The following is a 12,425-nucleotide window of genomic DNA, read 5'->3' on the forward strand; positions in this document are numbered from 1 at the left end:
CCTAATCAAAAATGAGCTATTGCCCGATTATTTGCCTTAACTCTCATAACGCACCCAAGGTTCCGGTGGGCTTGGATCTTGGGGCCACTCAACCACATGATCTTCAAGATCAGCATCCTCAACTTCAGTTTCAGATACGACCTTATCAAGTGTAGAGACACCTGCTTCATGAACTGAATTAGGATCTCCGGTGATTAAAGGATGCCACCAGGGCAGATCTTTACCCTCGTAAAGTAAGCGATAAGCACAAGTAGGTGGCATAAAGCTCAGGGTTTCAATATTTTCGGCGGTTACCTTAATACAGTCAGGAACATATTGGTGACGGGTTTTGTATTGGCTACACTGACAAGTTCCAAGGTCGAGAAGTTTACAAACCACGTCAGTATCAACAATCTCTTCCGTATCGGCGTCTTCCAACTTAACCAGGCAGCATTTCCCACAACCATCACAAAGGCTTTCCCACTCTGTGTCGTTCATTTCTGTAAGCTGTTTGGCCTGCCAAAAAGGCAGCTGTAGTTCTTGATTACTCATGACGCTGATTAAACTCTTTTTATTTTCAAGCCATTCTTCATAACGAATTGGCCCTCACTTCACCTATCTACCCAATTAAATAAAAGCTAACAAATCTATTATAGAATAAAAAATGCGTAATTTTGTTTAACACTAAATTACCTATTACCTAATGCTCGCAAAGGATGAAACTCATGACTGGGAAGCTCTAGCTGTGCCTCAATTCCTTATAAAATTGTTATATTCTGCTGCCACGATTTTGATTCTAAATATCTGCCACATTGCTCAAGCAGAAACTCTGACCCTCAGAATGACAGAAACAAATGAAGGTACCTCCAAATTTTATCACGAACTATTATTACAATCCCTGGCATCCAATGGTCATACACTCAAAATTATCAATATGGGTGATCGCCCGCAAAAGCGATCCGTTGTCATGTTTGAAAATGGCCAACTGGATATCATCTGGCTGCTTAAATCAAAAGAAAGAAGCCAAAAATATATAGATGTGAATGTCAATTTAACGTCTGGCCTTATGGGACAAAGAGTGCTTTTTGTGCCGCCCGACACCAAAACAGACTATGCCAAAGTTAAAACACTGGATGATTTTAGGAATTTGGAGAAAATTGGTGCCTTTGGGGCCAACTGGTTTGATGAGAAGGTATGGCTTGCGAACAACTTACTCTACTATGTTGTCGATGGGGAATGGCGGTCTATCTATGAAAGACTTCTCAAAAAAAATTCAACTAAATCCGGTATTCCCTTCGACTATTTTTCACGAAGCGTAATAGAAATAGTTATCGAAGCTAAACATCACCCCAATCTAGCAATTGAACCACACCTCTTGTTTCAATACGACCGAGATTTCCACTTTTATTTGAATAACAAAAGCGCCCACCTAAAGCCCATAATTGAGGATGCATTAAAAAAAGCAGCGAAATCTGGGCTACAAAAACAGCTTATTAACAAACATTTTTCAACGCAACTCCGCTCTTTAAGTTTAGATAAACGCACACTTATTTCTCTCTATACGCCGGAATAACATGCGCTTTAAAGATCGCTTTATCACATTCAATATTAAGCCTTGGTATTGACGCTCTCAACCCACACAATTAACCAGTAAGTTAAATACCCCTTGACCGCCACAAGCTATAAGCAAATAATAAACCAATCAGTTAAATATATATGCGCAGTTAATTACAGACAGTTAAAAGGATAAAGACATGAATGAAATGAGAGTGGTTTCAAGAGAAGAATGGCTTATCGAACGCAAAGAACTTTTAATACAGGAAAAGCAATTTACCCGGGCCAAAGATCAGCTTTCAAAGCATCGTCGCGATCTTCCATGGGTAAAACTAGAAAAAGATTACACCTTTGAGAGTGAAAGCGGCACACAATCTCTATCTGACTTATTTGGTTCTTGTAGCCAGTTAATTGTCTATCATTTTATGTTTGGTCCGGATTGGGAAGCAGGTTGTGTCTCTTGCTCATTTTGGGCGGACAATTTCAATGGCACCGAACAACACTTGAACGCACGCGATATCTCCCTCGCAGTTATAGCACGCGCGCCGATGAGCAAACTCACCCCATTTAAAAAGCGCCTCGGCTGGACATTTAACTTTGTGTCTTCAGAAAACACTGATTTTAACGAAGATTTTGGAGTGAACTTTGGTCCTGATCACAAGCCAGAAGAGCAAATCACCTATAACTATCGCACAACGACATTTCCAATTGATGATGCCCCTGGCATAAGTGTCTTTATTAAAAGCGAAGATGGCACCATCCATCACACCTATTCGACTTTTAGCAGAGGTTTGGACAATCTAAATGGCACATACCATTATATAGATCTCACCCCCAGAGGCCGGAACGAAGACAACGAAAGCGGCACCATGTCATGGGTCCGCCATCATGACAATTATTCCTAAATTTAGCCTGAAGAGTGATACTTGTGCCCATATCACCAAATTATTTTAGTTCTCTTTTTGGGTCATATCTTCGAGCCACCCGATAACCTTGTCGACTGCCATCTTCGTTTTTGTCTCTTTTGGCAGCACAATCCAATAAGCATTCGACAAGGTCACCTCCTCACCCTCAAACGGCTTAATCAATAAACCCGTCGACAAATCGTCTTCAACCAAACGGCTTCTTGCCAAAGCAACTCCCAGTCCTTGTACTGCGGCGCGTAACACAAGATCAGAAGAAGCAAACCGAGATCCCCCCCTGTTATCAAGCCCTGTAATCTCTTTCTGCTTTGCCCACTCAAACCACGACGCCTGCGGATCGCGGTCGTGCAAGAGAGGCAAATCCATTAGCGAGGAAACAGATGTCGGCCGCCCAACCTTTAGCCAAAATGATGTGCTCATCACCGGGAAAAGCGCCTCATCCATCAAAGGCTGACAATCCAAACCATCCCAAGGGCCCTTCCCCATTCTAATGGCGAGATCCGCCTTCTGATCTGAGGGAAAATTAAGCTTTTGATCAACAATAACTGACAGCTCAATCCATGGATAATTCGTGTTAAAATCCTGTAATCGCGGCAACAGCCAACGTGCAGCAAAAGAGGGTGTAGTTGAGATTGTCACCGAATTTCCGCGTCGGCTCTCTCGAACGGCCTCAACTCCATTTGACAATAGGCCAAGTCCCTCAAGGCTGATACGACCGAGATCTTCGCCCTGGGCTGTAAAGGAGAGGGATCTTGCCCCTTTTTCCCTATGAAGGAGAGGAACACCGATCCAGGCTTCAAGTTCATGAACATGCTTACTGATCGACGAATGGGTGATATCCAATAGCCGGGCGGCGGAGCGTACGCCCCCCGTTTCATAAACAGCCGCAAAAGCACGAAGAGCATTTAAAGGTAAATTTTTCATGGTCTAAATAATAGACCGATTACGGACATTTTGAAACCAGTCATTTTCTGATTCAACTGATATCGTCTTATAAATCGACAAAACCACTTTGCCCTACATAGGCTAAAAATTCAATTGCTTACACTAAGTAAATAAGAAGAAAACAAAGGAATCAAAAGAATGGGAATGCTCATTGAAGGAAAATGGAATCATGAAGACAGAATATTCTCAAATGGTAACTATGTACGCCAGACCAGTGTCTATTCTGACAGGATATCAGATGAAATTATCGGCAATATAACCTCTGAGCCAGACCGTTATTTGTTGATTGGTTCAAACAGTTGCCAGTGGTCTCACAGAACCATGTTATTCCGAGAGCTGAAAGGCTTAACAGGTTGCCTCCCCTTACATATTGCCCACGGACCACGCCGAGAAGGATACGCGATTAACGGTGGGACCCCCTGGATTGTACCCGGCACGACAGAAGAGATAATTCACGGCTCTTCTCCGCTTTGTTGAGTAGATTTAGGATTTCAAATAGAGCATAGATTGATTATCTGGAATGGATGATTGTCTAATTTTGAGTTTGAAGTATTCGGTATCCTTGATGCCTCTGGCTCGCTTACGGATCATTCCTATACTGACATTACCAGCCTCTATCCTGGCGCTTGTGAGCTTGTGTTTGGCGTAGTTGCAGATGCCCACACAATGTTTCCGTAGGGATTTCGCGAACTTTTTTAGATAGAGCATCTGTGACTGATCTGCTATCAGGCACCAACGTTCCAGTTGCTCCGCCATCGCCTCAAATGAAGCGGCACTCCACAGCAGCTGAAGCTGTTCTTTCAAGACGTAAAGTGCATTCAGGTTGCTATTGCTCTCCAGCAACCTTTGCAGCTTGTCACTTTGTTTTTCACTCAACTTATCCGCATTTTTGAGCAACAGATAATGTGTCCCTTTCATCAACTCTTTACCACTTGGATCGGCCTTTCTGAACTCAAGTCGACGCTGATTATGGATAGCTTTGCTGTAGTTTTTCATGACGTGGAAACGGTCAAATACTATGTCGGCCAACGGCAAGGACTCTCTGACAGCCTTTTGGTAGGCAGGCCCCATATCCATCGCTACGGCCTTTATTTTGCAGGCTGTATCTGGTTGCAGTTGTTTCAAAAACCTTGAAAAAACCTCGGCAGTTCGGCCTGCTTCAACCCAGATCAGATGACCGCCAACCATATCGTAGACCACCGTCATGTAGTCATGACCTTTCGCCCGGGCAACTTCATCTACACCAATATATTCCAAGCCAGTTAGCTCTGCAGGATCAAGCGTAGGGAGAGTTTCAATAAGGTATGCCCTGTCGATATTCTTGACCGTTTCCCATCGTATATCCAAATGTCTGGAAACCGCTTGAATAGACATATGCCGACATAATCCACTGATCAGTCGGCAAAATCGGTGAGTGAAACGGCACCCTTTATCAACAAAATCACACCCCTCAATGCGGCGTTCGCCCTTGTTAATATAAACCTGCGCCAGCTCAATCTCGACCACACAAGGATACCCAAAAAGGGGGATGTCGTTTACTTGTCGGCGGACATGCTGGTTGATGCTTCCCTTCTGGCCTGTAGCAGGGTCTATAGCCCTCCTACGCGCGTCTCGGCTGCAGTGAATGACAATCTTAACACCGCCGTCATCCAGTTTAATTTCATTTACACGTTGCCCTTTGAGGCCTAAAATATGCTGCGAGATGTTGATTGTCATATACCTGCTCTATGTAAAGTTATCAGAAACCATACATATCAACAGGTTACTTGGCGGTCGGCATCTTTTTCTACTCAACAAAGCGGAGAAGAGCCTAATTCACCTCCATCAACTCTATACCCTTTCGGACAGTTCTTACACAGGAAGGTCAACTGTTCCCATCCTTTGGGATAGTCATGAAAGAAAAATCGTCTCTAACGAGTCTGCCGAAATCATGAAGGCCCTGGACAAAACCAGTCATAATACAAAAAGAACACAAACAATATATTACCCCCCAGAACTAAAAGAAGAAATGTATCAACTAGATACGGCAATTTACCATGGATTGAGTAATGGAGCCTATAAAGCGGGTTTTGCCCAATCACAGGAAGCTTACGACCTCGCGGTTCAAAAGGTTTTTGAAACACTGGATACCTTGGAGGAGCGCTTATCAGATAACCGATACCTTCTGGGCTCGACCATTACCGCCTCAGATTGGAAGTTAAATGACCCCCGGCAAAGCCGGGGGCTTAAGCGGGTGAGCCCCTTAAAGGGGCAAATTGGGAACCGCTAAAGCGGTTATGGATTGAATATATCCATTTGGTCAAAGTACTTATCACGCTCTTCTTGCGTTCTGATATACTCCCTCACCATCTGTTCATCGAGCCCTACAGTTGAGACGAAATATCCACGGGCCCAAAAATTTTCACCCTTGAAATTCCGTGCTTTATTTTTGAATTTTCGAGCTATGGCAATCGCGCTTTTTCCTTTTAGGTATCCAACGACTTTTGAAACAGCATGTTTGGGCGGTATGCTGATACACATGTGAATGTGATCCGGCATCAAATGGCCCTCCTCAATCTTACTTTCGCGATGCCCGGCCAGTTCATGGAAAATTTCACCAAGATACTGACGTAGGTTGCCATAGATAACTTTTTGCCTGCGTTTAGGGATGAAAACCACGTGGTATTTACAATCCCATCTCGTATGTGCAAGGCTTTTTGTTCAGCGACAATAACCTTGGCCGGTTGCGACAACCACCTTGGCCGGTGGATCTGATCATTAAAAATGGCGTGCCCGTTTGATAATCAGATCCACCGGCCAAGGCTTAATTTGGTGTTAGTTACAAGCTGCTGTGAGTTGATAAATTAGGAACCTCTAGATGTAATTGGAGGAACCTGTTTGCCGTATAAATTTATCACAGATGAACAACTGAGACTTTACATGACAGATAGAAAAACTCATGGTCAACGAACCGCCGCTGCCCGCGCAGGGTTTAGCGAACGCACGGCCCGCCGATTTGACGTTGATGCGACTTTACCGTCACAACGCAATATAAAGCGAGGGCGAACAGTTTCTGATCCGCTTGAAGATATCTGGGATAAGGACATCCTTCCCATTTTGGATAAAGACAACTCGGTCAAACCCATTACTTTGTTGCGCCACATACAGAGCCTCTATCCGCTCCGTTTTCCCGATGACCGTGTCAAGCGCACGTTAGAGCGCCGAGTTCGGGGATGGCGGGCTCTGAATGGCCCTGAAAAGGATATCATTTTCAGGCAAACACCTGAGCCGGGTTACATGGGCCAATCAGATTTCACGGATGCAGCCGACTTAAGTATTACCATTGCAGGAGATCCTTTGGTGCATCGGCTCTATCATTTTGTTCTGGTATATAGCCGATGGGAACATGTTGGGGTCGTACTTGGCGGTGAGAGTTTTACAGCCCTTGCGGAGAACTTACAAAATGCGCTTTGGTCCTTGGGGGGCGCTCCTGAAAACCACCGGACCGACAGCCTGTCTGCGGCCTTTCGGAATTTGAGCGTTGAGGAAAAGGAGGACATTACCAAACGTTATTCTGCTTTTGTTGAGCACTACGGTATGGAGGCCAGTCGAAATAACAGAGGGGAATCACACGAGAACGGTGCCATTGAATCTCACCACGGTCACCTTAAGACTGCGATAAAGCAGGCCCTGATTTTGCGTGGCAGTAATGACTTTGACACTTTGGATGAGTATCGGCGATTTTTGGACGAGCTGATTGCTAGACGGAACAAACATCGTGACCAAGATATCCAAACAGAGTTGAAATCTCTCAAGGCGTTACCTCCTCGGCGAACAACAGATTACACTGAAGTCGTGTCGAGAGTTACCAAAACAAGTGGTTTTTTAGTTAAGCAGGTTTTTTATAGCGCCCCTTCTCGCCTAATTGGTCAACGCTTGCGTGTCCATATTTACGATAACCGGATAGAAGCCTATCTAGGCAGCACTCATGTCGTCAGCCATTCTCGTGAGCGGGGGCACGGCAAAGGCCCCCGCATTCATGTTATCAATTATCATCACGTCATTCATGCTCTCAAACGTAAACCTCAGGCACTCGCCAATTCTATTTATCGTGACAGTATTTTTCCAAGAACCGAGTACTCCCTGGCCTGGACATTGTTTCAGAAAAAGTTGTCCCGCAGAGATGCGTGTCGTCAGATGGTTGGGATACTTTTCCTTGCGCACGAAGAGGCTTGTGAGGCCGAAGTCGCGCACCTGATTTCGAGAGAAATCAATGCAGGAAGGCTACCTTGCGCAAAAAAACTTAAGCTGAATATCACAAAAAAGAACACGGATTTACCTCCTGATATTCCCGTGGTTCAACCTTCATTATCAGTCTTTGATACTCTGTTGGAGGATCGGGCATGACAAACATTGAAGTGGATCAGCACAAGCTGCCTCTTATGCTAACTGACTTACGATTACCCAGCTTTCACAAACACTGGCAAGATATCGCAATCCAATCCGACAAGGAGGGCTGGTCAGCAGCCAGGTTCCTTGCCGTTTTGGCCGAATATGAATTGGCCGAAAGGGACACGCGACGCATTCAACGCCATCTCAACGCATCAAACCTGCTGGGCGGAAAAACTCTGGCCACTTTTAACTTCAAGCGGCTGCCTAACGTGAAAAAGGCGCAGGTCGAAGCCTTGTCTGCCGGTGACTGGATTGACGCAAGAGCAAATCTGATTGCCATTGGAAATTCAGGGGGAGGAAAAACTCATCTCCTATGCGCCGTAGGTTATGCTCTTATAGAGGCTGGATACCGTGTGCTCTATACGCAAACCAGTGATCTGGTGCAAAAACTCCAGGCTGCCAGACGTGAACTTATGCTCGAAAACGCCCTCGCAAAACTCGATAAATTTGATCTCATCATTCTCGATGATATTACCTATGCACAAAGGGATATATCTGAAACATCCGTGCTCTTTGAATTGATCGCCAGACGATATGAGTACCGAAGTATTGCAATTGCTGCCAATCAACCTTTTAGCGGATGGGACAATATTTTTCAAGATAAGGCCATGACCGTTGCAGCAATCGATCGTCTTGTTCACCACTCAACCATTCTTGAGATGAATATCGACAGCTACAGACAATGGGAAGCCGCCCAAAATCTCAAAAAAATGTTGCGGAAAACCACAAACAAAAAGGTGAAAAATATGCCTGAAGCATCGTAAATAAACGTCAGATCACAGCCGCATCAAAAGCGGCCAAGGTGGTTGACGCAACCGGACAAAGTGGTTGACGCTCTACAGCTTTTGTAATCTCTCATCGGCTAATTCCTTTGTTATTTTGGTCAATAAACAAAGAAATGTAAGACCGTGGGAACGGTCAAACCATTGAGAGTCCCCCGGCATAGCCGGGGGTTTACCGGATTAAATTATTCACCACTTTGGTCAGATTTGATCTCGTATATTACACCCTGCACAAATGCAGTAAGAAACGGATCGTCGATTATCCAAATTTATGGGCATATGTCAGAGACTTATACACCGTGAAAGGCGTGTCTCGTACCATTGATTTTGAAATGATACGCCTAGCGAGTTATCAAAATGATACCGAAAACAACCCCCACAATATTATTCCTATCGCTACAGAAATTAACTGGAACTTTCCCCACAATAGAGAGGCCCTCAGTTAAAAGATGCATTTATCCTCCCTGCTACATTATAACGCAGATGCAGGATCCATAAATTCAACAATAACACACTAAATTTTGGTAATATTATTATGCAATAATAACAGTTAGATATAATAATTGATCAATTATACACACAAAATATTGGGATATTTTTCTTGAAATAAAGAATAACTATGTTAAATGAGAATGAATTGTCATGTGCTTTTTTTAATTATTATGATACATAATCGACGAAAATTACGTGACACTTCATACCAAAATTCAAGGTTACGGTCTAACGATAGCCGAGAAGATACTGGTAAATAACAATGTGCCGTCTGTCTTTTGATAAAAGCATGAGACAGCAATCTTATACCTGACGATTATCGTAACATGGTAAATCGCAGGAATTGACAAAGTAACAAGCTTCGGCACCGAAGCTGTCACAGTAAGAAAGCAGGATCAGTTTATGAGTGTTGAACAATTGGCAATAGCAGAACCGGCACCGGGCGATATCATGACCTCTACAGAAAAGCCGCTACCGAAATCGGTGACGGGCGAAACAGTTCTCTCTGTTAAACACCACACAGATTCACTGTTTTCTTTCAAGATTACCCGACCTGCAGCTTTCAGGTTCCGTACGGGTGAATTTGTCATGATCGGCTTGATAGTTGATGGCAAACCTTTATTGCGCGCTTACTCTATAGCGAGCCCAGCTTGGGATGAAACCATTGAACTTTATTCTATTAAAGTTCCAAATGGCCCTCTTACTTCAAGACTTCAAAACATCAAACCCGGCGATATGGTCCTTCTTGGCAAAAAACCAACAGGAACCCTGGTTCTGGATGCACTTGTTCCAGGAAAACGCCTCTACATGATGTCGACGGGAACGGGTCTTGCACCTTTTGCCAGCGTCATTCGCGACCCTGAAACGTATGAAAAGTTCGAGGAAGTTATCCTGATCCACAGCTGCCGTAAAAAAGAAGAACTTACTTACGGTGAAGAACTCGTCGCCAGCCTTTATGATGACGAATTCCTTGGTGAGATGGTTTCTGAAAAATTGCGTTACTATAACTCTGTAACGCGAGAAGACTTCATTCGCCGTGGACGCATCCCAGAACTATTCCGTTCCGGGAAAATAACTTCTGACCTAGGCACTCCGGCACTTAATCCGGAAACAGATCGCGTCATGATTTGCGGATCCATGGAAATGCTCAAATCCTGCGCTGAACTTTGTGAAGAAGCAAATCTTAGCGAAGGCGCGAATAGTAAGCCAGGCGAATACGTGGTTGAAAAAGCTTTCGTAGGCTAAACTAAATATTAAATGAACAAATGCAAAAGGCGGCTCTATTTTTGGGAGCCGCCTTTTGCATTTAATCCACGGTACAAATACGCCTCATCACCAAAATTAAACGTGGAAATCAATATTCGATTGGTCAATAAGCCACGCTTTAAGTTGCGTAACCTGCCCCCCTCCCCCGATCATAGTGGGCTGAATAATATAATTCGAAACATCATCGCAAATAACCTCCTTAAGCGGAGAAACAAGTCGACCAGATTGCATGGCATCCACAATCATTGGCCTGTGACCAATAGCAATACCAGCACCTGACATAGCTGCTTCAAGCGCGTGACTAGAACTGCCAAAAGAAAGCCATCCTCGAGGTTCCACCTTCAGGCAACCAACCCTTTCCAGCCATAATGGCCAATCAGCATCTCTTGGCGAACTTTCTACGCGTATCAACACATGCTTTCGCAAATCCTCCAAACAACGAACAGGGGTCCTCTTTGCGAGATCAGGCGACATTACGATCCGTGCTTCATCCCCCATTAAATACATCGCATCCTCAGGGGCTTTATTTCTGAGAATAGGCTTAATTATGAGATCGACCCCACCTCTATCGAGATCTTCCAACTTTGAACTGGTAATAAGTCTCAGGTCGATATCCGGAAATTTTTCCTGGAGATCGGGCAACCGGGGGATCAACCACCTCTGTGCAAAAGTACTCAACACGGCCAAATTCACCTGTCCTTTTGACATAGCCGCTTCCATGCCATCCCGCATTATGCCAAAGGCCGTATGTAGTGAAAGCGCAAGCTTCTCCCCTTCTGGAGACAACCGAATAGTATTGGACACCCTTTCAACCAGCTTAACACCCAAGTGTAATTCAAGTTTTTTCACTTGCTGACTAATAGCTGGTTGCGTAACCCCGAGATCAAGACCCGCAGCAGAAACACTCCGTAACCGAGCCACAGCCTCAAAGGCGCGTACGGCGGACAGAGGGTGAAGAAGGTCACGTGTATTCATATTAGAAATTCTTATATATTTAGAATTATTTCGAATTTGATATTATTAAAATTAAGGAGCTCATTAAAGGCCTAGCATAACAATCATTAGTTTTACTAAAAAGAACAAACTATGGAACTCTGGATCCCCATAACTGTTGCGGCAGCCTTATTTCAAAATATTCGCACAGCGTTACAAAAACACCTTAAAGGCAAACTGGACACAACTGGTGCCACCTATGCCCGCTTCCTTTATGCCGTTCCATTCACCTGGATTTATTTATCGCTCCTAAGCAGTTACGAGAGCTTACGGTTTTCAAGCATCAACATACTACCGAGCCCAAACCCTGAGTTTCTTTTCTTTTGTGCCCTTGGTGGTATTGCTCAAATTTTAGCGACATTTTTACTTGTTTGGCTTTTTGGGCAACGCAATTTTGCTGTCGGTACAAGCCTAACAAAAACCGAAGCCGTCCAGACCGCAATGTTTGGATTAATACTACTCGGTGATACCTTAAGCTTCCAAGCCATATCAGGCATATTAATAAGCCTTGTAGGCGTCCTTACCCTTTACAGAAAAACCGGCAGTTCCGCCCAGAAAATGAATTTATCCAAACCAGGGATTGGGCAGAGAATTGGAACCCTACTAACCCAAGACAAAAGCATTTTACCAGGCATTACAGCTGGAGCTCTTTTTGCGCTATCTGCGGTCTCTTACCGCGCTGCCTCCCTTTCACTAGAAGGTAATGGCTTTGCAATTCAGTCCGCCTATACTCTCGTGTGGGTTACAGGGTTTCAGACCTTGTCCATGGGCGCTTACCTGGTAATTAGAAAACCAGGAGTGCTATCTCGCGTCTTCAAAAGCTGGCGTGCAGCTATCTGGGTCGGCCTCACCGGAATGCTCGGCTCCGCAGGATGGTTCACAGCGATGACTTTGGAAAACGCAGCCCATGTACGCACTCTCGGTCAAATAGAGCTCATCTTTACGCTGATCATCGGATATGTCTTCTTTAAAGAACGCCTAAGCCGCAAAGAGCTTATTGGTGTTTGCCTGATTGCCGCGGGCATCCTTACTCTGGTTATAGAATAAATCAGGGATAATC

The 12,425-nt window shown here is 44.5% G+C and carries 12 protein-coding genes and 1 pseudogene; 8 read left to right on the forward strand and 5 right to left on the reverse strand.

The window, feature by feature from the left end; all coding sequences use genetic code 11:
* Positions 1 to 36: 36 nt before the first annotated feature.
* On the reverse strand, positions 37 to 531 hold the full coding sequence (locus ACOGW3_RS06360) for a YcgN family cysteine cluster protein (RefSeq protein ID WP_419902204.1): 495 nt from the start codon (positions 529 to 531) through the stop codon (positions 37 to 39).
* A 151-nt stretch (positions 532 to 682) separates the two neighbouring features.
* Between ACOGW3_RS06360 and ACOGW3_RS06365 the strand changes: the two genes are divergently transcribed.
* Together ACOGW3_RS06365 and ACOGW3_RS06370 are read left to right on the forward strand one after the other, a co-directional pair.
* On the forward strand, positions 683 to 1,552 hold the full coding sequence (locus ACOGW3_RS06365) for a hypothetical protein (RefSeq protein ID WP_419902205.1): 870 nt from the start codon (positions 683 to 685) through the stop codon (positions 1,550 to 1,552).
* Positions 1,553 to 1,733: 181 nt separating this feature from the next.
* Complete coding sequence (locus ACOGW3_RS06370; protein WP_419902206.1) at positions 1,734 to 2,438, forward strand: DUF899 domain-containing protein; 705 nt, start codon at positions 1,734 to 1,736, stop codon at positions 2,436 to 2,438.
* 45 nt (positions 2,439 to 2,483) lie between these two features.
* Here ACOGW3_RS06370 and ACOGW3_RS06375 read toward each other — a convergent pair whose 3' ends face one another.
* Positions 2,484 to 3,380: a LysR substrate-binding domain-containing protein gene (locus ACOGW3_RS06375; RefSeq protein ID WP_419902207.1), complete on the reverse strand. Its 897-nt coding sequence runs from the start codon at positions 3,378 to 3,380 to the stop codon at positions 2,484 to 2,486.
* 159 nt (positions 3,381 to 3,539) lie between these two features.
* Between ACOGW3_RS06375 and ACOGW3_RS06380 the strand changes: the two genes are divergently transcribed.
* Entirely contained in the window at positions 3,540 to 3,878 is a 339-nt protein-coding gene (locus ACOGW3_RS06380) for a hypothetical protein (RefSeq protein ID WP_419902208.1), read from the forward strand.
* Positions 3,879 to 3,884: 6 nt separating this feature from the next.
* On the opposite strand, the gene ACOGW3_RS06385 is transcribed toward ACOGW3_RS06380, so the two are convergent.
* Positions 3,885 to 5,117: an ISL3 family transposase gene (locus tag ACOGW3_RS06385; RefSeq protein WP_419901077.1), complete on the reverse strand. Its 1,233-nt coding sequence runs from the start codon at positions 5,115 to 5,117 to the stop codon at positions 3,885 to 3,887.
* Here ACOGW3_RS06385 and ACOGW3_RS06390 point away from each other — a divergent pair.
* A complete protein-coding gene (locus tag ACOGW3_RS06390) occupies positions 5,104 to 5,670 on the forward strand; it encodes a glutathione S-transferase C-terminal domain-containing protein (RefSeq protein WP_419902209.1) in 567 nt (188 codons plus the stop codon). The genes ACOGW3_RS06385 and ACOGW3_RS06390 overlap by 14 nt on opposite strands.
* 5 nt (positions 5,671 to 5,675) lie before the next feature.
* Here the strand turns inward: ACOGW3_RS06390 and tnpA are convergent.
* A pseudogene (tnpA, locus tag ACOGW3_RS06395) lies at positions 5,676 to 6,098 on the reverse strand (IS200/IS605 family transposase); the annotation flags it as partial.
* A gap of 180 nt (positions 6,099 to 6,278) precedes the next feature.
* Between tnpA and istA the strand changes: the two are divergent.
* The 3 genes from istA (at position 6,279) to ACOGW3_RS06410 (ending at position 10,351) form a co-directional block, all read left to right on the forward strand.
* A complete protein-coding gene (gene istA, locus ACOGW3_RS06400) occupies positions 6,279 to 7,787 on the forward strand; it encodes an IS21 family transposase (RefSeq protein WP_419901087.1) in 1,509 nt (502 codons plus the stop codon).
* Positions 7,784 to 8,596 (forward strand): IS21-like element helper ATPase IstB, encoded by an 813-nt coding sequence (gene istB, locus ACOGW3_RS06405; protein WP_419901088.1) that lies wholly within the window; start codon positions 7,784 to 7,786, stop codon positions 8,594 to 8,596. Before istA ends, istB begins: the two co-directional genes overlap by 4 nt.
* Positions 8,597 to 9,556: 960 nt before the next feature.
* Positions 9,557 to 10,351, forward strand: coding sequence for a ferredoxin--NADP reductase (locus tag ACOGW3_RS06410; protein WP_419902477.1), 795 nt, complete (start codon positions 9,557 to 9,559; stop codon positions 10,349 to 10,351).
* A 96-nt stretch (positions 10,352 to 10,447) separates the two neighbouring features.
* Here ACOGW3_RS06410 and ACOGW3_RS06415 read toward each other — a convergent pair whose 3' ends face one another.
* A complete protein-coding gene (locus ACOGW3_RS06415; RefSeq protein ID WP_419902210.1) occupies positions 10,448 to 11,347 on the reverse strand; it encodes a LysR substrate-binding domain-containing protein in 900 nt (299 codons plus the stop codon).
* A gap of 111 nt (positions 11,348 to 11,458) precedes the next feature.
* On the opposite strand from ACOGW3_RS06415, the gene ACOGW3_RS06420 reads away from it, so the two are divergent.
* Positions 11,459 to 12,412, forward strand: a complete 954-nt coding sequence (locus ACOGW3_RS06420; RefSeq protein WP_419902211.1) for an EamA family transporter — start codon at positions 11,459 to 11,461, stop codon at positions 12,410 to 12,412.
* Positions 12,413 to 12,425 lie beyond the last annotated feature (13 nt).

The sequence above is a fragment of the Kiloniella sp. genome, assembly GCF_965205715.1.
GTDB lineage: Bacteria > Pseudomonadota > Alphaproteobacteria > Kiloniellales > Kiloniellaceae > Kiloniella.